The sequence below is a fragment of the Bradyrhizobium septentrionale genome, from assembly GCF_011516645.4.
In the GTDB taxonomy this organism is placed as follows: Bacteria; Pseudomonadota; Alphaproteobacteria; order Rhizobiales; family Xanthobacteraceae; genus Bradyrhizobium; species Bradyrhizobium septentrionale.
Genome location: NZ_CP088284.1, coordinates 309,611 through 332,797, shown reverse-complemented (window position 1 = coordinate 332,797; position 23,187 = coordinate 309,611). Strand labels below are relative to the sequence as shown.

Here is a 23,187-nt window from a genome sequence, read left to right as displayed (position 1 = left end):
GCAATACGTCGGAATGTCCAATTCACGAGGAGGAGTGCGAGCGCGGCTGAAGCAATTCAAGCAGGCTCTTGAACGTGGCTATGGTCATAGCGCAGGAGATTACTGGTACAAACGGAACGAGCATCCGTTTTCACAACTTCGATGATGAACTCACCGTTGTATTGTGGCCTGTTCGGGTGCTGTGGACCGCGATCTTTGTGCCAGGTCATCGGGAACAGGTAAGTCCATCCCCACGATGCCACGAGCTCACCGGCAGATGGCAAAAAGGCTGCCGTTGTCCAGAGAAAGAGGTAGCAGCTGTCAGCAGCTTTCTCCGCCAGCAACAGCCGGTGAAATTTGTCGATCTCATCGAGGGACATCGTCGAATAGGGGGTCTTGTCGACTTCCCAGGGCGGATCCGAGACGATGACGGAATAGCGGCCAGCAGGCACTATTGGCGGATTTTTTTGCCGGTGATCGCGGCGCGCTTCTTGGACCTCCCTTTTGAAAGACTTTTTGTCGTCACACGTAGCGACAATCCGGCACTGATCAGCTTCCGCAAGCTGAATAAACATGTCCGCGGAGTTCAGTGATAGCCGCCCATCGGCGATCGCATCCGCGGCGAGTTTCGACTTTTCCAAGATCGCTTTACTGCGCTCAACCATCTTCGGGTGAACACCGACCAGCTCTGAAGCTCCGACAATTGTCGTACCTTCACTGTATCTGTTGTAACCAAGCCGCGCCGTGACCAGACGTGCGCCGATCATCGCCCTTTGATTGCGATGCAGATCTCTCCGAGAGAGCTGGCGCCGGTTGTTTGGACAGCGCCCCGCGGGATTTAAGTGGATTCCTGCCGGGTTATGCTGAACGCGGGGCCTTACGATTTTGTCGTTGCGTCGGGAGGGCGTAGCCCGACCAGAGCGACGACAAAATCGTCGGCGACGGTCATGCGGCCATCACCATAGCTTGCGTGCCGAAGTAAGCCTCGTCGGGCGTGCGCCCGTCAAGGCTCGAGTGAGGGCGTCCCTGATTGTAGAAGGCCAGATACTTGGCAATTGACGCTCGCGCCTCGGACACGCTGTCGTAGGCGCGGAGATAAACTTCTTCGTATTTGACCGTGCGCCAGAGCCGCTCGACAAACACGTTGTCGCGCCAGGCGCCCTTGCCGTCCATGCTGATGGCGATCTTCGCGTCCAGCAGCACATCGGTGAACTCGAGGCTGGTGAACTGGCTGCCCTGGTCCGTGTTGAAAATCTCGGGCCTGCCGTGCTTCGCCAACGCCTCCTGGACCGCTTCGACGCAGAAGGCCGCCTCCATTGTGATCGAGACGCGATGGGCCAGGACCCGTCGGCTGAACACATCGACGACCGCCGCGAGATAGACGAAGCCACGCCGCATCGGAATGTAGGTGATGTCCATTGCCCACGCCTGGTCGGGCCGCTCGATCTTCAATCCGCGCAACAGGTACGGGTAGATCTTGTGACCCGGTGCCGGCTTACTCGTGTTCGGGCGACGATAGACCGCCTCGATCCCCATGCGCTTCATCAGCGTCGCGATGTGGCGGCGACCGGCGTATACGCCCTCCCGCCGCAGCAACGATCGCTGCATACGCGCTCCCGCGAAGGGATAATCGAGATGCAGCTCATCGAGCCGACGCATCAAGGCAAGGTCCTCGGCCGAAACTGGCCGAGGTTCATAGTAGACCGTGCTGCGAGCCAGCTTCAGGACCTTCGCCTGGCGCACGATAGAAAGATCATGACCGCGGTCGATCATCGCTTTGCGCTCAGCAGGCCCGCCTTGGTGAGCGCGCCGGACAAAAAATCGTTTTCCAACGCCAGCTCGCCGATCTTGGCATGTAACGCCTTCAAATCGACCGGCGTCTCGGCCGACGCCTTGTCATGCCCAAACACGCCGGCGGCGCCTTCCAGGAGCTGGTTTTTCCAGATCGTGATCTGGTTCGGATGAACATCAAACAGTTGCGCCAGCTCCGCCAGCGTCTTGTCGCCTTTGACCGCAGCCAAAGCAACCTTCGCCTTGAATGCCGGAGAATGCATCCGGCGGCTCTTCTTCGTCATCTTCGCTCCTGATTCGCGGCAAGAATCCTCGCCGCTGTCAGGCAGAAAATCCACTCAAGCTACTGTCCGAATTTGCGGAGCCAGCTCTGAGCAAGATTCTTGCGGACGACGAAGTCGAAGGGATCTCCGTCGGTGGTCGGGTTAAACGGACGAAATCTTGGCATCGCCCCGGTCTCAAGGCACGCACGATATCGACCATCGCCATCAAGGATCTGACCATCAAGAAGGACGATCTCTTCGCCGCAGTATCCGTTTTCCTCGAGGGAGCTATTGAGCCTTTGCCTTTCTGAGCGGCTCAGACAAGGAATGACGTGGGCGATCGGGTGCTTCCGCAGGCCCAAGGCGACCGGAAGTGACCGATCGCGGTCCGGCGGTGTGACACGTATCGTCATTCACCGCGCCCCTGTTGCCGGTTCTGGAGGCTTGGCCGGCTTGCCAGCCAAGCTTCAGCGTCCTCGACACGGATCAGCGTCCGCCTTCCGACCTTGATCGCTGGGAGATAACGTGCGCCGATTTCAGCGTAAGCGTGCGTACGACCAATCGAATAGCGTGCGCAAAATTCCGCAATGGTGAGGGCACGCTTGGCGTTCCGATGCTCAATGCCAACGGTTCGCGCATCACGGCGGGGATTGACGTTGGCTGTGCCTGAGCTTGCCGACCTTTTATCTCGTCCAAGTTTTCTGACGACGTTCATGACTCACTGTCCTGTCCTTCATTTTCAGTGAGCATGGCAGGCGCTTGGCTTCTTGAGGGCCAATTGGTTTTTTCAGCTGGCCAATTGGCCAAACACCCGGCTGAGCAACGTCGCATCAATCAGCGTCGGTGACGGCGTTGTGCGCCAATCCGAGCAAGAATTCTGGATGACACGGTCGGCGCAGCGCTCGGCGCGAATCGAGGAAAGCTGCGCCCGTTGGTACGGGCGAACTCAAACCTGCGACGTGGTTCGGCGTGAAAGACCCGGTACCGAGCGGGGCGGAAGGGTCATGGCGCACAGGCCGCAATCCAACGATGGCGCCTGAGGTTCGCCAACGTGCGCGTATGCATATTCGACGAATATTCGATGATTTCCGGCTAACGCCAGCAAGCTATTGAAAGTATTGGCGCTCCCTAGGGGAATCGAACCCCTGTTTCAGCCTTGAGAGGGCTAAGGATTCTCTTGCCGCGTACTCGCCGCCGCAACATAGCCGGGCGCATTTGAAATCATTATTTCTTACGATCTAACCTCGGGCCCAAGGATTATGATTTCTGCGCTCGACTATCTGGTGGGCTCATCGCCTCGTGGCTTATCGCATCCCTCTGCATAAGCTTCCCGCTTTAGGTCTCGCCGCCGGCTACTAGCCAACTCCGAAAGCTCGTTCTTCAGCGCATGCTGGCGGGATTCGACAGCTGGCATGTTGTTGACGAATTGCCGAACTTGGCGAGCCAACTCGCGATCCGCTGGCGCTTCAGAGCGCTGCAGCTCGGCGGCATAGTCGAGATATATTCGCCGGATCGCGTCCTGACGTGACTTGATCGGTTCGTCCCAAGGATGTTTAGCAGTCTTGCCGGCCCTCACTTCCGAGAGCACCGCCTTTCGGGCGAGCCGATCAACATCGGGCGTGATCTTTCGCCTGCGCATAGCGAGGACCGTCCCCCGGGCGGCTTTTCGAACCCGTCCACGGGTGCGCCGGGGCGTTGCCTCTGCCGCGATCCCGCGAAGCCGGAGTTCGCCAGCAAACCGTTCCCGCCAGGCCTGAAGATCCGCTTTGCGGGGGTTGAGACGCTTGCCGTCATGGCCGAGGGATCGAACAGTCAAGTGCACGTGAGGATGCTTGTCGTCGAGATGCTGGACGAAGACGTAATCGTGATTGTTCCCGAACGTCTCAATAGCGAATGCCCGGGCTGAATCCTTGACGGCGACCGCATCGGTGCCGGCCGGCATCGACAGAATGATGTTGATCGAAAGCGATCCATCGCGGCGGCGCTTATCGTCGAGACCGACATCATCCTCCCAGCGTTGCTGCAGATCTTTCCATCCGGAACGACCCGCGAGCGTCGCGCCCTGCTCCGTTTCCGCATCGAGTTCGCCGTTTCGCGTGATGTAGGCAAGGTGCGACTTGAGATGCGCCACACCCTTGGTGCGACCGGTGATCTTGACCATCACCTCTGGTGCTCGGCGCACGATGCGCTCGAGCTTTGCACGCATCGCCGGCGTAAGGCGGCCTAGAGCTGTCGGATCCGGGATATCCCACTCGGCCCGCCGTGGGCGCCGATTGGGCGTTTCCCAGACGTACGAGATCGGCGGAAGCTCGGAGGCCAAGTCATCCGGCCGCGGCGAATAGCGCCGGCTCATCTCCGCCCATCCCAATAATCCGCGTTGCCCTGCAACGCATTACGTAGTTGCGCGAGCTCGTTCTCAATGACCAACTTGGCCTCTTGAATTGCGGACAGATCGGGCTCAACCGCCCTGCCCTGCAGCAAACTGGTGTTTGCGGCACGCGCGATCTGGTTGATGTTGCCTCCGATCCGGTTGAGCTCGCGAACGATCGCGCGAACCGCCTCATGCTCGCTCGGGGAATGCTGCACTGGCGATCCCAATCGCGAGCGCACCAGCGCAACGATCCAGCCGGTTCGGGTCATGCCACGCTGATGTGAAACTTCCGCGAGTTGCCGCATCTCGCTCTCGCGAAGTCGCACTGTCACCTTCTCTGGTCGACCGACCGGCAATGCCAAGATACGCGGCTCGGGTGCAGCCAGTGCATCGGCAATGAGACGCCGCAGCAGCGCGGATTTGCCCCCCCGGGTAGCTGCAAGAACTGAGAACTCCGCCGCGACTTCGTCGGAGACACGAAGCGAGATCAGAGCCATGCACGCCAATCCCAATCGCGATGTAATACATCGCTGGCGCGAAGCCTATCCTGCACTAGAAAACGCGAACCCTTCCACCCCCTCCATGTTGGTTCAAACCAACGAGCTCGGCATTCAAAGCTCGAGAGTTGCTGCAGGCGAGATCCAACCCAGCCGACGATCGATGCGGAGAATTCCTCCGGGAATGACGCAGCCGTCGGCCCTAATGCTGGTACTTCACAAACCCTGCGCCTGGAGATCGGCAACATTGGCACCGAGCATGTGGACCGCGGCTTTCCAGCAGCCTCCGGCCTCTCTACAGCGCTGTGGGGGGCGCGTTCGGCCTCCGGCTGCTGCGCTAACGCGCCATCCTTCGGATGGGAAATCCGCTGCGCCGGCGAACCAACTGTGGCAGTTTTTCTGAGGAGGCTCTCTAAGGCAAGCTTCATGCGAAAAGGATCTCTTCGATTGTGATGGTCGACGCTGGAACCTCTTCCGCCTCTTCTGCGCCATCAACCAACAGCACTGCGTGCCGTGAGCCTTGAGATGCGAGTCGATCGACCAGCAGACAGCCAGTCCGATCTTGGTGACGCACTCTGATCGTTAGTGATGGACTCGTTCGCGCGTTCCGATCGACCGAAGAGTTGGGGGGCTTTTCCGCGACCGCCGTCACGCGGTCTCTCTCCATGCGTCGTAATTCCACTTGCGGTGCGATCGGACTTCGTTCCGGTTGAGCTCCAGGCGACCTTTCGCTATCAGCAGGGGATCCGCGGACTTCCGTGCGGACTTTGCGAGCCAGTTGACGGGCGTGCGCGTCGGTGAAGCTCTCCTGTGCTGCGCATATGGTCTCGACGGCGTTGGGCTGTTCGCGCCAAGCCTGGTAGAGTTCATACACAGCACGGATTGACGAGCCGGCAAGTTTCGACCGGAGGAACTCCGGCATACTCTGGACCGACGCGTAGCGAGACACCCAGTCCCTCGACTTGCCGAGCTTGCGCGAAATGTCGGCTTGGTTATCACCCTGCTCCAAGCGACCCGCGATGAACGCCGCAATTTCGGGGGCATTGAGGTCATCGCGCTGAATGTTCTCGATCATCTGAGCATAACGATCCGCAGACCCAACGGCATGAATGAAAGCTGGGATGTCACGGAGCCCGGCGCGTTTAGCAGCACGATACCGCCTCGCACCCATGATGATCACGTATCGGCCGTTCTCGGTCGCTTGCCGCAGCACGATCGGTTGCAGCACGCCATGCTGAAGGATCGATTCCGCAAGCTCCTCGAGCTTCTGTTCGTCGAAACTGCGACGAGGCTGGTCCGGATCTTCGTCAATACGGTCGACGGCGATGCAAGTCGGTTGTCCGATTGTGGCGGCACCGTCTTCCGCGGCGTCGATGAGCTGCTTAAAGCTGAGATCAAGCGCCATGTGCCGGCTCGTCCATCCGCGCGACGATCTTGGCGAGAACATCGCGGATTTCCCGACCAGCCTCCTGCGCAGAGCGGCGCTTCAGCTTCCAGACCGGCAGGCGTTCCGCAACGGCCTCAGCGTAGCCGTCCCTTGCAACGATCTGGCCCGGGAACACATACTTGCCCGCCTCGCGCAAGAGTTGCTCAAGATGGGTCCTTTGACGGGGCGATTTCGTGTTGAAGTTCGAAGGCAGCAACCCGAGGAACTTCGTATCCTGGCGGCCATAGCGCCTCTGCACGCCGATCACGGTCTGCATCAGACCTTTGACGCCCTTGATCGAATAGTCCTCCAGATAGATGGGGGCGAGCACATGCGAGGCCGCAACCAAACAGCCGACACTGCGCAGTCCAAGCGATGGCGGCGTATCGATGATGCAGGCATCGAACTGATCCGACGCGATAGCGAGGTTCTCTTGCAGAGTGGTTATGGCGGCCACACTGCTGCGATCGAGATCGGTCAACGAGCTATCGGCCGGCGCGAGCGTTAGGCCTTCGTCTTCCCGAGGTACGACCCGTATCCCCGGCTTGAACAGATCCGCGGCTAACGTTGAACCGGCGTAGTGCCTCAAGGTATCCGACGCATTGCTCTGCGCATCAACGTCGATCACAAGAACGCGGAGATCAGCTTCCGCCATGAACCAGGCCAGATGCACCGCAAGCGTCGTCTTGCCGACCCCGCCCTTTTGATTGTTGATGACAATGGTCTTCATCTCAAAGTCCGGAATTGGTCTATCGGCGCGGGCGGCATTTCCTCGTCCAATCATGTCGTGGCGGATGTTGGTTTGAACCAACAGACGATTGCGAATCCGGTCACCAGAACGATCCCGGAATTCATCCCGCGAATCCCCTGCCAGAAGAGTCAGGTCAGCCATAGCCATCGAGGGATTTTCTAGCGAAGCGAGACGGGAATCGTGCTCGTTGCTGGGCGCTCTGCGACGTGATCGCGAGAGGATCGTCGCGCGAAGGCGCGGAGACCGCCTGAGGGCTCCGGGAGCGTCGCCGCGGCGGCGCGAGTAGAGCCGTCCCCGAAGGGGCTCGCCCAAGCAGGCAAGGCTATGAGAAGGAACCTTTGAATTAGGAGCCGATCTCTTGCGGGCGGCTGTGTGATCAGGACTGGCGCAATTGCAAGCTAGGCATTGCGACGCGCGCGCCCCGATGGCGACGTCTCCATCGAGGAGAGATTCAATCCGGCAATAGGACGGGTCGGAGTTTCCGGCGCAATCGACCTATCGATAAAATGAATCGATCTGCCCGGTCGATTCATAAAACTCATTGGACGCCGCTTCCCTCGGAAGCGAGAATCTGTCCGTGCCGAAACCCGAACCAGAACCGCTTCATCTGCGCCGCATCGATGCCACGCGCAATATGCGTCGGTTTTATGCGCTGTCCACGCAGCCCACCTTGTTCGGAGAAATATCGCTGATCCGCAATTGGGGCCGGATCGGCACGAGTGGCAAGACCATGGTGCAGACCTTCGATGGTCGTGCGGAGGCGATCGAAGCATTCGTACGCCTGGAGCGCGCCAAGCGGAGGCGCGGTTACGCTGCTGCGGACGAGAAACTGTCATAGTCTGGCGATTTTTCGCGGACTACGGCTCTGCCTGTGATGCCGGCCCTATCTGGGGCACGGCCTTGATGTCAGACGAGCAAAATCGAAACAAGACGGAGCTCGTCCCATGACAACTGCCAATGAGATCGCCGAAAAGATCGCAGCCGAGAACGACCTGACCAAGGCTCAGGCCAAAGCCATCGTCGATAGCGTGTTCAAGGCGATCACTGATGCTGCCGTGAGCGGAGCCGAGACGAGCCTTCCCGGGTTCGGCAAGTTCAAGGTCAAGGATAGCCCCGCTCGTGAGGGCCGCAATTCATCGACCGGCGCAACGATTGCGATAGCAGCTTCCAAGAAGCTGACTTTTACGCCCGCCAAAGCCATCAAGGATAGTCTCAACGGAGGAACGATCCCTAACGACGGTGCATCGTAAGATGCAAGACGAGGGGGCTCATGCCCCCTCCTCGGCTGCGAGCGCTTCGTCGCGTTGGCGGATGAGTTCGGCCAGTTCGACTTCGAGCGCCTTGCGCTCCGTCGGCGTGAATACGCATCCGCGCAGCTCGGCGCGTAACTCTTCAATGGTGTCGATGGTCATGATCGCATCTCCAGTCGAAGGGAGCGGGCCCCGCCTTGCGACGGAGCCCACTGACTGAGCCTCAGTCCCGGTTCGGCCGGGACCAGATCAGCTGGAGACCTTCCGCACCTTCGACCTCGGTCAGGGTGGCGTAGATCGGAGCGGGGAAGCTCGGATCGTCCAGCTTGACGGAGAGGTAGTCGCGCTCGGTGTCCCTGGCGGTCTTCTGCCAGGCAGCACCCAGCTCGACGTTGCCCGAGTAGATGCGGAAGTGCGGTCCCTTGTCGGAAGGGTTGTCGACACGGATCAGCTTGGCCTTGACGTTGAGGTTGAGCGTCTTGATGGCGCCGGAGAAGCCGTTGCCCGTGGAGGTGAAGGTGCCGATGGTAGCCATTGTCTCATTCCCTTGGTTTTCTCGGGCCGCGCTTATCGCGACCTCGATGGCGGTCGTGAGACCGGAGGCGATCGACCTGCACCCAAAGGGCCGAAATGAAATGGAGGGCGGCCGGCAGCGACTTTCTTGGATCGCGAGGAATGGTGCGCAGCGCCAGGGGAAGAAAGTCGAGGACGGACGTTGCAGGGACAAGATCGAGAGCCCGCGAAGCGGGATCGGTCTTCGGTCAGACCAGCCTCTATCGAGGACGCTGATGGGTGCGCCCGTCGCGAAAACACGTGGAATGACGACAGGCGGCCCTAGTCGGTTCGGCCATTCGCATCTCAACGCAACGGGCGTCGCAGCGAAACGTAGTTCACCTTAAGCAGGCCACCTAAGCGCCGCGTCATCACCCGCAATGGAAACCGTCGCTGTCAGCAACGTCGGCGCACCTGTCGAACTCGCCATCGCAAGATCGATAACGAGGCTGGCGACGTACTCGCCATCGCATGCAACCCCGCCCTCCGCATCCATGCGACCGACCACCCTGCGAGGCGTGAAACAGATGCTAGCGTCGCTGGACATGCCGGCCTCCCGAGTCAGGGACGATTCCGCCGGCACGCGCGATGGAACGAAGCTGGGCGTTCGGGTTGCAAGTCCACAACGTTGGAGAGGGTAGTGAGCACAATCGGCCTCTGCAGCAATGCTGCTGCCGGGCTCGATTTCAACTCGAACCTTATTTGGCCGGCGGTCGCAGCGGGCTTTCCGCCCACTTCCGGGCGGCGGGATCGCGCAGCGGATCGTCCTCACAGACCAGGCAGACGTAGCGCGGCCGGCCGGGCGCGACGTCGTCTGGCACGGCCGTCATCGGCTTACCGCACGTCGGGCACAGCTTCCGGCTGAGGTAGAGCGGAGTCATGGTTTTCGCCTGCCGGGACCAGCTTAGTTCCGCGTGCACCGCGAGCACAAGTGGATCGACAAGAATCGTCCGCATGCACCAGGCCGCTTGACGTGGAGCGCATCTCACACTGAAATCCGATTTTCAGTGATGTTGCGGGGTGGCGTCGTGGAAGAATTTTACAGGGGCTTCGCGCAGCGGGCGCGCGATCTGGCGGAGAACGCGGATCCGTTCACCAAGCGGCGGCTACTCGACCTAGCCCAGCGATACGATCTCAAGAGCAGACCGGGAGCCCCGGGCGGTCGGACCCTCCCGCCGCCGCGCGCGACGCCACCGACGGCGCTGTTTTCCGGCTCCGGCGAAGCTTAAGACTAGTCGGAGCGCGGCCCGGTCGTCGGTTTTCTATGTGTTCATCGACCGGTCCGGGTGTCGGCCACCGCGCGGTCGCGGTGCTCGCGTTATCACAAGCTCACCCATGCAGCATGAAACCGCGCACGCGCGCCGCGAAGGATCATCGCCTGCGCCGCGCGATCTCGTCAGCGACCATGCCCTCCGCCCGCACCAGCCGCTCATGCAGGGTCTCTAACATATCGAGGATGTCATCATTGGGTTCATTCTTGCCCTGCTCGATGGCTTCGGCGACGAGCTCATCGAGGGGCGTCTCCTTCAATTGGCCTTTCTCCAGAAGCTCTTCAAACAGACTATCGCCGCTCGGCTGCGGTTGCATGCGACCGTCGGAGTTGCACCAGACGGTGAATGTCTGTTGTCCCAGAACGGCGTGCTCGACCATCTCCGCATCCAAAGGAATCAGCGTCCCCCAGGCCTCGCCCGCCTCGTCCGCGAACCCCGCCACGTACATCCGTTGCTCCGCAGCCCCTTCATCACGAGGCTGGAGGAACGGCGTGAGGACGATTGGAGGGTGTTTTCCCATGACGATCTCTCCGAACAACTTTGCATCGACACAGCGCAGCAGCTGGGTCAGTGCAGGTATTTTCGATCACACGAAAAAGGCAAGGTCTGGGAACGGCGCCTCATCGTCTCACGCCCGCTGCTTGTCTCGCCGGCGAGAATTGATCTGCGCCATCAGGATCGGGCCAAGCGAAAATTCGCCGACCTCGGCTTTTCGCGTCAAACCGCGCAGATAACCGCCGGCGGAATTGATCGCCGTCCCGCGCTGCAGGATACACGCGACGACGATGGCTGCGGGCACCTCGCCCATAACCTTTTGCGCCTCCTCCCAGGCGCTCGGGCTGATGCCCAGCATCGATCGCACAACGGCCGCGGTAGCGAGGAAATCGCGCCAGTTCGAAACCCCACCCTTCGTATAATCGACGATGTCAGGACACGCACTCAGGACCATTCCTAACGGATACGCCCCCTCCCCGACTCGCGAGGGTTGAGGTTTGGGCTCAGCTCCCGCCGCCCTGCCTTCTCGAAGGACAGGTTCAAGATCAATAGGGGCTTCTGGTTTTGAATTCTGTATGTGGCGCTCAGAATGGGACTCATTGGCGCTCGTATTCTTGGCTTTGATGTGTTCTTCCAAAAGATTGAGAACATCGTCGGCGAGCTGAGACAACTCGTCGGCGATCGGCTCGAGCTCCTGGCGCGTAGCCGTGCGCGGAATCTGATCGACGATCGCGCGGAAGGCAGCGTGCACGACCTGCCAATCGGCAGGCCCCTGCCCTCCCCTTCGCGTCGGGACGGCTTCCTCGATGCCAGTTGCAATCATCTTCGCGATGTCGCGCCGGCACAGCGTGATGCGCTCTCGTACGAGCTTGAGTGCGCGGGCCTCGGCTTCGATATCGGCCGCCAGGCTCTCAAACTCCTCCGAGCGCACGACCAGCGGCGACAGATCGAAGCCGAAGGCGAGCTCGATTTCGCCGGCATTGTCCTTCCGCGCATAGCGCTTGCCATTCGGACTGTCGCGTCGAACGATCAGGCCCGCGTCGACTAGCACGGCAAGGTGACGACGAAGCGTCGATGCCGGCATGCCGTGCGCGCGCCGAGTGAGTTGATGGTTTGACGGAAAAACAATCAGATCATCCTCCCCTGTCAGCGCCGTCTCAGGATGGAAGGTCAGCAGCGCGTTTAACACCGACAGCGCGCGCTCCGACACGCCAAGGCGCGGCCGCGCCGTGCAGATGGCGTGGAAGATCTTCCACTTGTGCACGATCTTTTCGGGAGGACGTTCGGTTGCGACCATCTGGCTTGCCACATGGGCAAGCGTCAGCGATCGCCGCCCAAAGGGCGTCGTTGGAGAGTGTGACTGCATGTCTTTGCCTCAGCTGGGCAAAGAAAACCTGCTCGCCGAAACGGCGATAAAATCGCGTAGAAACTCTTGACTGCGATTCGCGAAAGTGATTCTCTGTCAGTCGCCAAACTTGAAGAGAAGGCTTCCGGAACTCCGTTTCGGGGGCCTTTTTTCTTTTCCCTTGTCTGCTCCTGGTTCGTGTTTACGGGACGAGGCCGTCAGGCCTCGGTAGTTTCCTGGCCGCCACTCGTCTTGGAAAAGGCGTCGAAGATGGCCGGGAGCTGGTCCACAAGAAATGCCGCGAATGTCGCCGAGACATTCTTGTCGATGGTAAGCTTCAATTCGCGCTCGACCTGACGCACGTGCGCAATCTTGTCCCCGGATGCGGAAAAGACTGGCTTCTCTTCCGATGGCTTCGACGTCCCCGCGGGAGATGGACGGCTTGCTGCTGAGAATGCTGCGAGAAATCGCGCGTCGGTTTCCCGCTCTGCAAATTTCGGGTCAGCGATCACCGCTCTGACACGTTTGAGCGCCGCGGCATCCTTGAGTAATTCAGCGAAGGACTGCCAGCGGCCGCGGCCAACTTTCGGAGCCTTCCCGATTGCTCGAACGACTTCGGGTGGAACCGATCGAGCGACGGCAAGGAGTTTCGAAGCCTCAGCCCGATCGATCGACAACGCATCCTGCACGATTGACCGGCTATGCCCGGCATCTTCGATATGCATCGCGAAGCTGGCGCGCTCAATGAAACTCAAATCCTCGCGCGGTGCGTTCTCGAGTCCTTGCGCCACGACAAGGGCTTCATCTGACAGCGATCGCAGGATCGCTTTGACGGAAATACCCAATTCGCGCGTGGCGCGGACGCGGCGATGACCATACGCGCTTTGATAGCGCCCTTTTGCTTCAGGATGCTCCCGAACGAGAATGGGCACCTCTTGGCCACGCTGTGCGATCGACTGTTTGAGTGCTTCGAACGAGCTATCATCATTGTCGCGAAACCGGTCGGACAGGGGTGACGGATCAATAAGCGAAGGGTCGATTTCAAGGATCACAGCCCCAGACGCGATTCTTTCGCGAAGCTCCTCGTTCTCCTTCTCGACTTCGGAAAAAGAATCCTTCAACGAGCGGACCGAGCCCGACGAGACCCGCGGCAAGGCAGCGGGCACGTTGTCAGCTGACAACGTGCCTGATTGCGGGGCCGTGAAAAGGCTCTTGATAGTGTCAGTACGTTTGCTCATCGACCCCACACCTTCTTAAGAAGTTGCGCGATTTCGGCATTGACCGCGTCGACTGATTCCAACGCGCGGTCGTAGGCGCCCCGCCCTACCGCGCCGCGCTCCAGCTCATAAAGTGATTGCTTGGTGAGGCCAGCATTGGCGATTGCAGTCGATTTCCAAACAGTGGCCTGGAGCACATCCGATCCAAAGAGATTACGAAGGAGGGCCACGATTTGAGCTTCGGGCACGTCGTTGGGATCGTGACGCGTGATGACGTACCGGATGAAGTCGTGGTCGAGTCGCCCGCCGGCTTCCTCGATGACGGACATGAGATCCGACGTCATGAGGAGAAATTGGCTCATGGATGCGACATCGACCATCTGCGGATGGATGGTCACGAGCATCGCGGTGGCCGCGTTTAGCGCGCCCATGGTCAGGTAACCAAGTTGGGGTGGGCAGTCGATAACGACGACATCGTAGTCGTCGGCAACCTGGTCGATGGCGCTGGCGACTCGGCGAAAGAACAGGTCGTGTCCGCGTTCACGCCGCTCGATCATTGCGCGAGGCGTGTGGTGCTCGAACTCCATCAGCTCAAGATTGCCCGGAACAAGACCTATCCCGTCAAAGTAGGTCGGCCGGACGATGTCGCGCATCGGCCGGCGGTGCTCGTCATACCGGATGGCACCGTAGAGAGTTTCATTCGCCCCAATATCAAACTCGGGCTGGTACCCGAACATCGCGGAGAGCGACGCTTGCGGATCGAGGTCAATGGCAAGGACCCGAAAGCCGGCAAGGGCGAGGTATTGGGAAAGATACAATGCCGTCGTCGTCTTGGCGGACCCGCCCTTGAAGTTGGCGACGGTGATAATTTGGAGCTTGTCGCCCGGCTGGCGGCGCGGGAGAAATTCCGACGCTTCTCGGGGCCGCGCCGTGGCTAGATACGCGCGCAGCTCATGAATCTGAGCCAGGGTATAGGATCGGCGGCCCCCAAGTCCCGTCGCTGGGGTCGGTCCAAGTCCGTCGAGGGAGAGCTGTCGGAGATAACCATCGGAGACGCGGACAATTCGCGCAACCTCCCCTGAAGAGAACGAGCGGAGAGACTTACTGGCTGAAGGCGGGAAAAGCGTTGTCGCCAGCGAGCGAAGCTGGCCGGAAAGGATGCCGGCGTGCCGGGTGATCCGGGCAGACGCAGTCTCGCTCATGGTAAGTGAATCTTCCGCTAAGCTCGGCATTTTCTTTCTCAAGACGGTTTCTGCGCGTCAGACGCCTGATCTCCGTCTTGAGAGATGGCCACGATTCTATGATTTGAGCAAGAATTAAAGGGTTAACGACTTGTTAACGCCCAATGGCGCGCTGCCCACAAGCAATGGCGCTTTTCGGTGCATCGTGCGGCTGTTGTCAGCTGACAACAAAGCCTCCAGCGACCGGGCGGAACTCTACTTTAGCATGAGCCGGCGCCCCCCGCTCCCGCCGCTGCATCGAAAGGTGCAGCCATTGTGCATCGTCTCGATCAAAGAGATCCTCCCGCGCAGCTCCGCAAAGTGCTCCGAACCGTCCCCTCCCCCATTTTTGCCAGCGCGGGCCGCCGCGACTTATTCACCGCGGATGATGTGATGGCACGCTGCATCCAGCCCCCGTCGACCCGCTTCAGCCGCCTCGTCAGCGACACGGGCCTTTCAGCGCCCACGTTGGACGGACGAAGGGTCGGCAACGTCGGCTCACTATTCCCGAACCGTCGCAGATGAATCGACGGCTTCCCCGCCTACGCTGTACCGCCGCCGGGCAAACACGCTGTCGACGCTTCGGTCCGGATCTGCTGGACATGCCCCGCCCGGCGCGCGGCGAGCGGATATTCGAGGCAGTCTTCCTTGGTATTAAAATACCATCGCCGAAGTCTCCCAAATTCACGAAGCTGGATAAACGCACTTGCAACGGGGACTTTCTGTGGCGGCGCCGCGTTCCCGTGTGCCGCCAACGGCGGGTCCTGAGTGCCATCCCGTTCGCGACCGCGACCGGATAGGCGACCTGGACTCGGTTCGCCACCTCGGCCGGGCACGACCAAGCAGTAGAGAACTGGCCTCGCCCGGCTCAATTGTAATGGCAGTGACTGGGCCCGGCTTCGGACAGTCGGCCGAGGCGACGTCCATCGCCAAGCTTGAGACGCGCTTGGTTCGGCGCATTCGCACGCAGGGGCGCGGCATCGCTGGAGTTAGGGATGGGGCCATCACATGCGACATTGGAAAGACCCGGTCGAGGGGTGAATCGACCTCGCGGCGGACTGTCCTAATCGAGTTCAACAAGACGAGGCCGCCCAGTGCCGAAGGCCAGCCGCCCTTTGGATAGTAAGCAGCAAAGCAACCGCACCGAGCCTCGGCCCGATGGGAGATCCGCCGAGATCCGAGCTGCGAGCCACTCCAACATAGCGACATCGGACGGGCGGAACTCTTGCCAGATAACAACACCCGGGAAGAGGTTGTTGTCAGCTGACAACATCTCCCTGTTGCGCTGGCTCCCAATGCCATTCAGCACAGGCTCGCGGGAAGCACCAAAGAGGAGGGGTGGCATTCATAGAATGCTAACCTTAAAAATTCGGCCTCGGACGAGTTTCGCGCCAAGCTTCGAGATAGGCGAGGTCCGAGGCCAGCGCCCGCAGACTATTCTCGCCCATGCCCTCGCGCGCGAGGTGCTTCAGCGTTTCGACGTCGTCGTCGGTCAGGAGCTCGGCGAGCCGGTTGCGCCGTTCCATCGGCAGGATCGCCGAGAGCGAATCGAGCTGCAGCGCCCGCCGGGTTTCGGGGTCGGAGACCAGCGCGCGGGAGGTGATTTCGTCCATCGGCGTTGCTCGGTTAGAAGCCGTAAGTTCGTTCCGCCCAGCGCAGCAACACGCGGGCGTCGGGGTCGGGCAGGCGCACGCGCTGCGCCTTCAGGCCTTGCGCAATCGCCAGGCCGACGTCGGGATCGACCCAGTGGCCGTGGGCCATCAGGAAGAACCAGCCGAAGGGCAGGCCGATCTCGCGGTCCACGGCCTCGATCCGATCCATCAGGATATGAATGGACGCATCCTTTGGCGGCGCGAGGCGCTCGGCCAGCGGCTGCAGCGGCCGGGGGATAAAGCCGACTTCGCGCTCTGCCTTGTGCGTATAATCGCGGACATCGAGCGCCCAATGTTCGAAGACGCGATGCGGCCTGGCGCTCGAGTCCTCCCAGTCCCGAAAGAACCGTAACTCCCGAGGCACGTAGTCGAACCAATCCGGGACCGCCTCGAGAAACGGGGTTTCGCGCGTCCCCGAAGGTCCGACTTCGCGAATGACACGCCCCTCCATCTCGGGCCGCTTGGCTTCGCGTTTCTCGCGTTCGATGCGGCCGCAACGATCGAGAAAACTGCGAACGTGGATCACCGCGCCGCCGGCTCGGCCGAGGAGGCGATAGACCGGACCGGCCAGGCGATCCGACTGAGGCGGCTGATCAGTGCGGGGCCAGCTCGGATCGAGCAGTTCCTCTTGGCCAAACGGGCGGTAGTTCGGATTGACGATCGGGCCGGCTCGCCATTCGATTTCTCGCCCGAGCGCGATCTGAACATAGTCGGCTGCGCCTGGCCCGGTCGGCGCGAAGACAAACGCGCTGGTGCCGCGCCACTCGGTGATCTGCAGGTCCGTCTCTTTCAGGCGGCGCCAAAGCGCATCGATGGCGCCGCCGTCCTTGGCGAGCTCCGCCGTCATCCAGGGCCGCAGTTCGCCAATCCGCGTGCCATCCGGTCGATTTACCGAACGGGTGTCGCGCCAGTAGTCATCGTCGACCCGCGCGACGCTGAACTGAAAACCTTCGAAGGCGTGGGCGAGCGCTGGGACGAGGTCGTCGTCAGCCGAGGCCGGATCGAGGTCTGCGAGGACGGCCTCGATTGAACCAGCGTCAGGGAGACGGAGAGGGGAGGCGTTCATCGACTATTGACCATAAAAGCCGCCTCACACGCCGCGAGGGCCGCGCGCTTTTAGCGGGATTGCCGCGATTTCCGTGGCGCGCGATCGGCAGGCTGCGCCCCGTCGCCCTGAGCGGGGGCCGAATCGGCGGGGCCCAGGACCCTCGTTGGCCCTGCCAATGGCGCAACCGGCCCTTCCTTCTGTGTATCCGAGATGATATATACGGATACACTCCACGATCTAGAGGAATGCGCATGGCTTTCCACATCAAGAACCCGGAGACCGATGCGCTGGCCCGCAAGGTGGCGGCGCTGAAAAAAATCGGCCTCACCGAAGCCGTGCACGCCGCACTCGCCCATGAGCTCGAGCGCGAGCGCGAGCAGGGCAAGCCGTCTTTGGTCGACCTCGGCGTCCAGTTCTGCCGGGATCTGCGCGCCAAGGGCAATCCGGCGCAGGGCCAGCCCGCCGACAAGGCGTTCCGCGACAGCCTGTATGAGGACACCTGATGTTCATCGACGCCTCGGCGCTGACTGCGTTGTTGACCGACGAGGACGAGGCGCGTGAGCTTTTGGCCCGCCTGCAGCAGACCGGAACGCGTCTGACCTCGCCGCTGGCGGTGTGGGAGGCGGCGGTCGCGGTGGCGCGCGTGTTGAAACTTTCGGTCAGCGCCGCCGCGGAGGCGGTCGAAGACTATCTCGCGCTGATGGAGATCGCCGTGGTCGCGGTGCCGCCGGAGACGGCACGGATCGCGCTCGACGCCTTCGACCGGTTCGGCAAGGGCCGGCATCCGGCGAGCCTCAATTTCGGGGACTGCTTTGCCTATGCCTGTGCCCGGCATCTGGGCCAGCCCTTGATGTTCAAGGGCGGCGACTTTCCGCAGACCGACATCGAGGCCGCCTGAGGCAGCCGCCAGGCCGTCCCTGCAACGGGAAGGGCAGCGGACTTTGTCTTCCGGAACGGCAAAGCGCCTCAGCATGGCGGGCTCACGGGCCGATCGGGTGCCCAGACGATGCGATATCCGGGGCTCCCCAGAGCTCAGAATCACTGATTTGCGCCGTGACGTCCAACCCTATCGATAAGGGGCGGTTATCGATAGTGGGAGGTGGCCGGGAACAGGCCCCGCTATGACGGAAGCCAACGCTGTGTTAGCTTCCGTTTCGCCGCTTCCTGTTAAGGTTATCAAGGCCTTGCTGCCCAGCTACAAAATCCCCGCACCGCTGCCCTGGGCCCAGCTCGCCGGGCCGCTCGCCGCCGCTGAGGATGCGCTCGCCCGCCTCGACGAGCGGCTGGCCAAAAGCCCAATACGCGACGGCGCGATCAGCCGGATGCACTTCGCCGACTCCTGCGCCAGTCTGTGGCTCGACGGCGAACTTGTCCACCTCGACGACCTTGTCCTCCACGACGCCGGCATGGACGTCCGCGCCCCGACCCACGAGTTGACCCGGGCTCATGCCGTGCTGCGCGCCCGTCGGCGCATCGCCGAGGCGAAGCCCGATTGGGCGCAGTCCGTTGCCGGGCTCGCTGGCCTCCGCGGACGGAGCGGGCGAGAGGAGGGGACGGGCAACCGGAAGGAAGTCAAGGGAAGTCTTGGGGTCGACGAGGACGCGGAGCGGGAGGAGGTGGGTTTCGAAGGGCCGCTTGATGCCATCAACACCGATCCCCATCTGGCCGCCGCCCTCGCCGCGGTCGACACCGCGAACGCCAGGGCGGAGCGCAGGCTCGCCGACGAGGCGCGGTCGCGGCCGGAGCGGGATTCCCTCGTCTACGATCCCGACTGGGACGAGGACGGCCGCCTCGACGACTGGCGCGCCGTCGTCGACGAGACCCGCACCCTGCCGCCGACCCTGGCGGCGGCGATCGCCGCGGATGCCTGGGACGCGATCGAACCGCTCGAGCACACGCCTTGGCTCGGCCGCCTGCTCGCAGCTGGCGTGTTGCGCGCGCGCGGCAAGACACGCTGGCATCTGCCGTGCCTGCATGCCGGGCTGAAAAGCATCTCGCGTGAGCGCCGGCGGCCGCGCGACGCCGCAGCACGGCTCGCGGTGCAGCTCGAGGCGATGACGGCCGCGGCCGAGGCCGGCCGCAAGGACCACGACCGCCTGGCTGATGACCAGAAACCTGCTCACCCGCAAACTCGCCGGCCGTCGCACCACTTCAAAGCTGCCGGCGCTCCTCGATTACGTGCTGACCCGGCCGATCGTCTCGGCCGGCATGATCGCCGAAGAGCTCGGGATCACGCCCCGTGCGGCCCAAAACCTCGTCGCGGAGCTCGGCCTCCGCGAGGCGACCGGCCGGGGACGCTACCGGGCGTGGGGGATTCTCTGAAAAGGCGCGCGCTGGTTGGATCGGGTTTGTCCGAAGTCAGTATATGTCTTTCGGACATCCAATTTGCCATCTGTGGCCACCCGTCGGCCATTTGCGTTGTTTAAATCGGGCAGTAACCCCATCGTGAAACGCTTCGATTGAGGTTATGATTCGTCCCACAGGGGAAAGTAAAGCAGAGCCATGGCCCGCGGGGAGTTGATGAAGAAATTGCTGGCCAGCTACGGTCGGGACGATGAGTTCCGCGCCGTGGCAGAGCAAATCATCGACGAGGAGGAAAAGAAGAATAATCGCGTTCTGGCGCGCAGCCTGCGCAAGACGCTCGAGGCTGGCCCGAGCCGGCCGAGCGGTCCCAAGGCGCTCGCGCCCCTCATTCCCTTTCCCGAGGCGGCGGCGGATTTTATCGAGCGGGTTGAGCCACGCCACAGCCGGAACGACATCGTCCTGGGCGCGACGAACGTGCGCGTACTGCTTGGCCTCGTCAAAGAGTTTCGCCGCGCCGATGAAATCCGGCGCCACGGCCTCAAGGTGCGCTCGAAACTCCTGTTCTGCGGGCCGCCAGGCTGCGGCAAGACGCTGTGCGCGGAGATTTTCGCCGCGGAGCTTGGACTACCGCTCTTCCTCGTCAAGCTTGACCGGCTGATCTCGTCCTACTTGGGCGAGACGGCCGGCAATGTCCGCAAGATCTTCGAGTTCGCCCGCAAGCAACCTTGCGTTCTGTTTTTTGACGAATTCGACGCGCTGGCGCGCTCGCGCGATGACAGCAGCGAGCACAATGAGCTACGCCGCGTCGTCAACAGCTTGTTGTTGTTCATCGACCATATCCAGCCGAAGGGCTTCTTGATCGCCGCGACGAACCTGGACCGATCGCTCGATCCCGCAGTCTGGCGGCGGTTCGACGAGGTCGTCTGGTTCGACAAACCTGGCCGGTCGATGATCGGGCGATTCTTGCGGTTGAGGTTCAAGAATGTCGCCCTCGCCTTCGATCCGATGCAGCATGCCGCGGCGCTGGAAGGCTATTCCTACGCCGAGATCGAGCGGGTCTGCACGCAGGCGGTCAAGTCGATGATCATCGACCGCCGCAAGCAGGTGCAGGAACGCGATTTCAATCGCGCCTTGGAAGATGAGGCGCGGCGCCGAGCAGGACAGTCTCGCCTCGCGCCGACGAGCTAGGCGCATCGTGGCACGCTACGATCATCTTGAGCTTGTCCGGCTGCCCGAACAGTTCGAGCGCCGCAAGCACGGCGGCGGCGGGCCTCCGCCGGCACGCGATCGTGACCAGCACAGCACGAAACTGCGCGATGAACTTAATGCGGCGACGCAGGCGCAGAGAGGCCGGCGCAAGCCTGAATTCGTCGATCCCTCTCTGATCCTGCGCGTGCAAATGACGGGCGCCCTCCTTGAGGAGGACTGGGAGCGTTTGGGGCTTACGGTCTTGTCGAGCGATGCAGACCGCACGCTCGTGCTGTTCGCTTCGAACGAAGACATGCAGGACTTCCGCGCCCGCCTCGATGCCTACCAGCGCGGCGCGCCGCCCGGCCAGAAGCATGCGCCGTACAACAATTTCGTGGCAGGAATCGAGAGCATTGGGTCAGTCGAGCCCCGGGACCGGATTGGTTCGCGCTTTCAGGAGGAAGGGTTTGCGGACCTCAACGACTTTGTGCCCCAAACATCCTACCTGGTCGATATCGAGCTTTGGGACCTCGGCGAGCGCCGTCTGCGGGAACGCAAGATCGAGGAGGTCATCCGTTACGTCGAGGCCCGGGCCGGTGAGGTCTTGGATCGCTACATCGGTCCCTCGATCAGCATGTTTCGCGCGCGCCTGACGGGCGAACTCATTCGCACCCTGCTTACAATCGAGGAGGTGGCGACGATCGATCTGCCACCTGCGCCGGATGTGACGACGGCGGAAGCGCTCGACCTGACGCTGGCCGATGCTCCCGCGCTGAACGCGCTTGCCGAGGACGCGCCGCTCATCGGCATCATCGACAGCGGCGTCAACGATCACCCGTTCTTGGCGGATATTGTCGCCGGCGCGATCGGCGTTCCCGCCGATCTCGGCACGGCGGACGTTTGGGGTCACGGCACCCGGGTCGCCGGCGTCGCCGTGTTTGGTGACCTGCGCGCACAGCTTGCCGCCGGCGCATTGCAACGCGGCGCCCGTATCTGTGCGGCGAAGGTCGTGAACGACCGGGGTGACTTTGACGATCGCCGCCTCGTGCCCTCCCAGATGCGCGAGGCGATCACGACGCTGAACCTGCGCTTCGGCTGTCGGATCTTCGTCGTTGCCCTGGCCGATCGCCGACGCGTTTTCGACGGCGGCAAGGTGGGGACGTGGGCGGCCACGCTCGATGAACTGGCGCGTGAGCTCGATGTCGTCATCATCGTCTCCTCCGGAAACCGCAGCCCGCGAGGCGGCAATCGCCTGGAACAGGCGGTGACCGAATATCCGCGCTATCTTCTGGAGGACGCCAATCGATTCTTCGAGCCCGCGGGCGCATTGAATGTGATCACCGTCGGCGCGCTCGCGCATGGCGAGGGCCTCGATCCGGATCGGGCCGAGGATGTGGGCGTGCGCCCGATCACGCTCCTGCACGAGCCGGCGCCGTTTTCCCGGATCGGACCGGGGCCTGGCGGGGCCACGAAGCCTGACGTGGTCGAGATTGGCGGCACGCTGATCTTCGACCCCATCGTCGCGCGTCTGCGGGGCGGGGAGGATGTCGGCAGCGCTGGCGTCCTGACGCTGTATCACAGCTATCTTGATCGCCTGTTCACGGCGGGTTCGGGCACATCCTATGCCGCCCCACGAGTTGCGTTCAGCGCCGCTCAGATCCTGACGCGCTTCCCGCATGCCTCAGCCAATCTGGTGCGCGCGCTCATCGTGGGTTCCGCGGAAATCCCGCAGCCAGCCCAGGAGCGGCTTCAGCTGCTTGGTGTGGACGCGACGCGCGCGATCTGCGGGCACGGCCTCGTCGATCTGGAACGCGCGGCCTTCTCCGACGACGCGCGCGTCACGCTCTACGCAGAAGACGAGCTCGCCCTCGACCATTTTGCCGTCTATCGCATTCCAATTCCCGAAGCGTTTCAAGCGGGAAATGGGGAACGCTGCATTCGCGTGACGCTGGCGTTTGATCCACCGGTGCGACACACGCGAACCGATTATGCAGGTGTCGGCATGAGCTTCCGGCTGATTCGGGGCTGCCAACCTGATCTGATCTTCGAGCACTATCGAAAGCGCGAGCAAGACGATGGTCCATTTCCGGAGCTCGCCGGGAGATACAATTGCAATCTCGTTCCCGGTCCCCAGGCGAGGGAGAAGGGGACCGTCCAATCCGCCACCGTCACGTTCAAACGTGGCATCGAGGACTATGGGGATAGCTACTATCTTGTCGTGCGCTGCGAAAGCGGCTGGGCCACCCATGTCGATCGGCAGCAATTCGCCGTCGTTATCGAACTCTTGCAGAAGGCCGAAGTGCAGCTCTACGAAAGAGTGCGGCAGCGGCTGCGTCTTCAGGCGTGACGCACCGGCGGAATGCTTGAAACAATTCGGTGTGGAATTCAAGGATAGCGAGACGCCACGAGGGGCCGAGCGAGCGACGCGCAATCCTCGAACGCGTGATCGCCGCAGGCCTGCCGCAGGAAACGGCGAGACAAGAGCATGCCGAACGATGCACCGGCATTAGCCGCTGCCAACGTGAAACGTCAAACTCAGACTTGATCCCCTTGATTGAGGCCGCGGC

The 23,187-nt window shown here is 61.9% G+C and carries 23 protein-coding genes and 2 pseudogenes; 8 read left to right on the top strand and 17 right to left on the bottom strand.

What is annotated here, in order from left to right; all coding sequences use genetic code 11:
• Positions 1–56: 56 nt before the first annotated feature.
• The 8 genes from HAP48_RS01415 to HAP48_RS01380 all read right to left on the bottom strand — a co-directional run bounded on the left by HAP48_RS01415 (position 57) and on the right by HAP48_RS01380 (position 7,225).
• Complete coding sequence (locus HAP48_RS01415) at positions 57–746, bottom strand: MT-A70 family methyltransferase (RefSeq protein WP_166217612.1); 690 nt, start codon at positions 744–746, stop codon at positions 57–59.
• A gap of 178 nt (positions 747–924) precedes the next feature.
• A protein-coding gene (locus HAP48_RS01410) for an IS3-like element ISRj2 family transposase (protein WP_166204126.1) occupies positions 925–2,054 on the bottom strand; the annotation gives its coding sequence in 2 pieces (ribosomal slippage) (positions 925–1,802 and positions 1,802–2,054; 1,131 coding nt in all).
• Between the two features lie 59 nt (positions 2,055–2,113).
• Positions 2,114–2,446, bottom strand: coding sequence for a ParB N-terminal domain-containing protein (locus tag HAP48_RS01405; protein WP_166217135.1), 333 nt, complete (start codon positions 2,444–2,446; stop codon positions 2,114–2,116).
• Positions 2,443–2,748, bottom strand: coding sequence for a helix-turn-helix domain-containing protein (locus HAP48_RS01400; RefSeq protein ID WP_166217608.1), 306 nt, complete (start codon positions 2,746–2,748; stop codon positions 2,443–2,445). Before HAP48_RS01400 ends, HAP48_RS01405 begins: the two co-directional genes overlap by 4 nt.
• A 561-nt stretch (positions 2,749–3,309) precedes the next feature.
• Positions 3,310–4,386 carry a relaxase/mobilization nuclease domain-containing protein gene (locus HAP48_RS01395; protein WP_224497184.1) on the bottom strand — a complete coding sequence of 359 codons (1,077 nt, stop codon included), beginning with the start codon at positions 4,384–4,386 and terminating at the stop codon, positions 3,310–3,312.
• Positions 4,383–4,901 (bottom strand): plasmid mobilization protein, encoded by a 519-nt coding sequence (locus tag HAP48_RS01390; protein ID WP_166217605.1) that lies wholly within the window; start codon positions 4,899–4,901, stop codon positions 4,383–4,385. Before HAP48_RS01390 ends, HAP48_RS01395 begins: the two co-directional genes overlap by 4 nt.
• 424 nt (positions 4,902–5,325) lie before the next feature.
• A complete protein-coding gene (locus tag HAP48_RS01385; protein WP_166217602.1) occupies positions 5,326–6,306 on the bottom strand; it encodes a ParB/RepB/Spo0J family partition protein in 981 nt (326 codons plus the stop codon).
• On the bottom strand, positions 6,296–7,225 hold the full coding sequence (locus tag HAP48_RS01380; RefSeq protein ID WP_224497185.1) for a ParA family protein: 930 nt from the start codon (positions 7,223–7,225) through the stop codon (positions 6,296–6,298). Before HAP48_RS01380 ends, HAP48_RS01385 begins: the two co-directional genes overlap by 11 nt.
• Before the next feature lie 487 nt (positions 7,226–7,712).
• On the opposite strand from HAP48_RS01380, the gene HAP48_RS01375 reads away from it, so the two are divergent.
• The gene (locus HAP48_RS01375; RefSeq protein WP_234584064.1) at positions 7,713–7,916 is read left to right on the top strand and encodes a WGR domain-containing protein; all 204 of its coding nucleotides are present in this window, start codon (positions 7,713–7,715) and stop codon (positions 7,914–7,916) included.
• A 106-nt stretch (positions 7,917–8,022) separates the two neighbouring features.
• Positions 8,023–8,328 carry an HU family DNA-binding protein gene (locus HAP48_RS01370; RefSeq protein ID WP_166217594.1) on the top strand — a complete coding sequence of 102 codons (306 nt, stop codon included), beginning with the start codon at positions 8,023–8,025 and terminating at the stop codon, positions 8,326–8,328.
• An 18-nt stretch (positions 8,329–8,346) separates the two neighbouring features.
• On the opposite strand, the gene HAP48_RS01365 is transcribed toward HAP48_RS01370, so the two are convergent.
• The 3 genes from HAP48_RS01365 to HAP48_RS01355 all read right to left on the bottom strand — a co-directional run bounded on the left by HAP48_RS01365 (position 8,347) and on the right by HAP48_RS01355 (position 9,836).
• A complete protein-coding gene (locus tag HAP48_RS01365; protein ID WP_166217132.1) occupies positions 8,347–8,490 on the bottom strand; it encodes a hypothetical protein in 144 nt (47 codons plus the stop codon).
• 61 nt (positions 8,491–8,551) lie between these two features.
• Positions 8,552–8,863 carry a DUF736 domain-containing protein gene (locus HAP48_RS01360; protein WP_166217590.1) on the bottom strand — a complete coding sequence of 104 codons (312 nt, stop codon included), beginning with the start codon at positions 8,861–8,863 and terminating at the stop codon, positions 8,552–8,554.
• Between the two features lie 715 nt (positions 8,864–9,578).
• Entirely contained in the window at positions 9,579–9,836 is a 258-nt protein-coding gene (locus HAP48_RS01355; protein WP_224497186.1) for a hypothetical protein, read from the bottom strand.
• A gap of 72 nt (positions 9,837–9,908) precedes the next feature.
• Here HAP48_RS01355 and HAP48_RS01350 point away from each other — a divergent pair, with 72 nt between their 5' ends.
• Complete coding sequence (locus tag HAP48_RS01350; protein WP_024342295.1) at positions 9,909–10,109, top strand: hypothetical protein; 201 nt, start codon at positions 9,909–9,911, stop codon at positions 10,107–10,109.
• A gap of 142 nt (positions 10,110–10,251) precedes the next feature.
• On the opposite strand, the gene HAP48_RS01345 is transcribed toward HAP48_RS01350, so the two are convergent.
• The 6 genes and pseudogenes from HAP48_RS01345 to HAP48_RS01320 form a co-directional block, all read right to left on the bottom strand.
• Positions 10,252–10,689 (bottom strand): hypothetical protein, encoded by a 438-nt coding sequence (locus tag HAP48_RS01345; protein WP_224497187.1) that lies wholly within the window; start codon positions 10,687–10,689, stop codon positions 10,252–10,254.
• Positions 10,690–10,779: 90 nt separating this feature from the next.
• Positions 10,780–12,012 carry a plasmid replication protein RepC gene (gene repC, locus HAP48_RS01340; RefSeq protein ID WP_166217587.1) on the bottom strand — a complete coding sequence of 411 codons (1,233 nt, stop codon included), beginning with the start codon at positions 12,010–12,012 and terminating at the stop codon, positions 10,780–10,782.
• A 197-nt stretch (positions 12,013–12,209) separates the two neighbouring features.
• Positions 12,210–13,229: a plasmid partitioning protein RepB gene (gene repB / locus HAP48_RS01335; RefSeq protein ID WP_166217584.1), complete on the bottom strand. Its 1,020-nt coding sequence runs from the start codon at positions 13,227–13,229 to the stop codon at positions 12,210–12,212.
• Positions 13,226–14,440, bottom strand: coding sequence for a plasmid partitioning protein RepA (gene repA, locus HAP48_RS01330; RefSeq protein WP_024342299.1), 1,215 nt, complete (start codon positions 14,438–14,440; stop codon positions 13,226–13,228). Before repA ends, repB begins: the two co-directional genes overlap by 4 nt.
• A gap of 1,379 nt (positions 14,441–15,819) precedes the next feature.
• Positions 15,820–16,041, bottom strand: a pseudogene (locus tag HAP48_RS01325) (integrase); the annotation flags it as partial.
• A 13-nt stretch (positions 16,042–16,054) separates the two neighbouring features.
• Positions 16,055–17,146: a hypothetical protein gene (locus tag HAP48_RS01320; protein ID WP_166217580.1), complete on the bottom strand. Its 1,092-nt coding sequence runs from the start codon at positions 17,144–17,146 to the stop codon at positions 16,055–16,057.
• Between the two features lie 233 nt (positions 17,147–17,379).
• Here HAP48_RS01320 and HAP48_RS01315 point away from each other — a divergent pair, with 233 nt between their 5' ends.
• From HAP48_RS01315 to HAP48_RS01295, 5 genes and pseudogenes are all read left to right on the top strand, one after another.
• Entirely contained in the window at positions 17,380–17,631 is a 252-nt protein-coding gene (locus HAP48_RS01315; RefSeq protein ID WP_166217576.1) for a type II toxin-antitoxin system VapB family antitoxin, read from the top strand.
• On the top strand, positions 17,631–18,026 hold the full coding sequence (locus tag HAP48_RS01310) for a type II toxin-antitoxin system VapC family toxin (protein ID WP_166217571.1): 396 nt from the start codon (positions 17,631–17,633) through the stop codon (positions 18,024–18,026). The genes HAP48_RS01315 and HAP48_RS01310 overlap by 1 nt, the downstream gene beginning before the upstream one ends.
• Before the next feature lie 223 nt (positions 18,027–18,249).
• Positions 18,250–19,450 (top strand): annotated as a pseudogene (locus HAP48_RS01305) (RHE_PE00001 family protein).
• Between the two features lie 198 nt (positions 19,451–19,648).
• Complete coding sequence (locus HAP48_RS01300; RefSeq protein WP_224497188.1) at positions 19,649–20,620, top strand: AAA family ATPase; 972 nt, start codon at positions 19,649–19,651, stop codon at positions 20,618–20,620.
• Between the two features lie 7 nt (positions 20,621–20,627).
• Positions 20,628–22,967 carry a S8 family peptidase gene (locus HAP48_RS01295; RefSeq protein ID WP_166217565.1) on the top strand — a complete coding sequence of 780 codons (2,340 nt, stop codon included), beginning with the start codon at positions 20,628–20,630 and terminating at the stop codon, positions 22,965–22,967.
• The last annotated feature ends 220 nt before the right edge of the window (positions 22,968–23,187 follow it).

What these genes read in the sequence shown, in the direction of transcription:
- HAP48_RS01415 (WP_166217612.1), bottom strand. Translation starts at nt 746, where the DNA reads ATGATCGGCGCACGTCTGGTCACGGCGCGGCTTGGTTACAACAGATAC.
- HAP48_RS01405 (WP_166217135.1), bottom strand. Translation starts at nt 2,446, where the DNA reads ATGACGATACGTGTCACACCGCCGGACCGCGATCGGTCACTTCCGGTC.
- HAP48_RS01400 (WP_166217608.1), bottom strand. Translation starts at nt 2,748, where the DNA reads ATGAACGTCGTCAGAAAACTTGGACGAGATAAAAGGTCGGCAAGCTCA.
- HAP48_RS01395 (WP_224497184.1), bottom strand. Translation starts at nt 4,386, where the DNA reads ATGAGCCGGCGCTATTCGCCGCGGCCGGATGACTTGGCCTCCGAGCTT.
- HAP48_RS01390 (WP_166217605.1), bottom strand. Translation starts at nt 4,901, where the DNA reads ATGGCTCTGATCTCGCTTCGTGTCTCCGACGAAGTCGCGGCGGAGTTC.
- HAP48_RS01385 (WP_166217602.1), bottom strand. Translation starts at nt 6,306, where the DNA reads ATGGCGCTTGATCTCAGCTTTAAGCAGCTCATCGACGCCGCGGAAGAC.
- HAP48_RS01380 (WP_224497185.1), bottom strand. Translation starts at nt 7,225, where the DNA reads ATGGCTATGGCTGACCTGACTCTTCTGGCAGGGGATTCGCGGGATGAA.
- HAP48_RS01375 (WP_234584064.1), top strand. Translation starts at nt 7,713, where the DNA reads ATGCGTCGGTTTTATGCGCTGTCCACGCAGCCCACCTTGTTCGGAGAA.
- HAP48_RS01370 (WP_166217594.1), top strand. Translation starts at nt 8,023, where the DNA reads ATGACAACTGCCAATGAGATCGCCGAAAAGATCGCAGCCGAGAACGAC.
- HAP48_RS01365 (WP_166217132.1), bottom strand. Translation starts at nt 8,490, where the DNA reads ATGACCATCGACACCATTGAAGAGTTACGCGCCGAGCTGCGCGGATGC.
- HAP48_RS01360 (WP_166217590.1), bottom strand. Translation starts at nt 8,863, where the DNA reads ATGGCTACCATCGGCACCTTCACCTCCACGGGCAACGGCTTCTCCGGC.
- HAP48_RS01355 (WP_224497186.1), bottom strand. Translation starts at nt 9,836, where the DNA reads ATGCGGACGATTCTTGTCGATCCACTTGTGCTCGCGGTGCACGCGGAA.
- repC (WP_166217587.1), bottom strand. Translation starts at nt 12,012, where the DNA reads ATGCAGTCACACTCTCCAACGACGCCCTTTGGGCGGCGATCGCTGACG.
- repB (WP_166217584.1), bottom strand. Translation starts at nt 13,229, where the DNA reads ATGAGCAAACGTACTGACACTATCAAGAGCCTTTTCACGGCCCCGCAA.
- repA (WP_024342299.1), bottom strand. Translation starts at nt 14,440, where the DNA reads ATGCCGAGCTTAGCGGAAGATTCACTTACCATGAGCGAGACTGCGTCT.
- HAP48_RS01320 (WP_166217580.1), bottom strand. Translation starts at nt 17,146, where the DNA reads ATGAACGCCTCCCCTCTCCGTCTCCCTGACGCTGGTTCAATCGAGGCC.
- HAP48_RS01315 (WP_166217576.1), top strand. Translation starts at nt 17,380, where the DNA reads ATGGCTTTCCACATCAAGAACCCGGAGACCGATGCGCTGGCCCGCAAG.
- HAP48_RS01310 (WP_166217571.1), top strand. Translation starts at nt 17,631, where the DNA reads ATGTTCATCGACGCCTCGGCGCTGACTGCGTTGTTGACCGACGAGGAC.
- HAP48_RS01300 (WP_224497188.1), top strand. Translation starts at nt 19,649, where the DNA reads ATGAAGAAATTGCTGGCCAGCTACGGTCGGGACGATGAGTTCCGCGCC.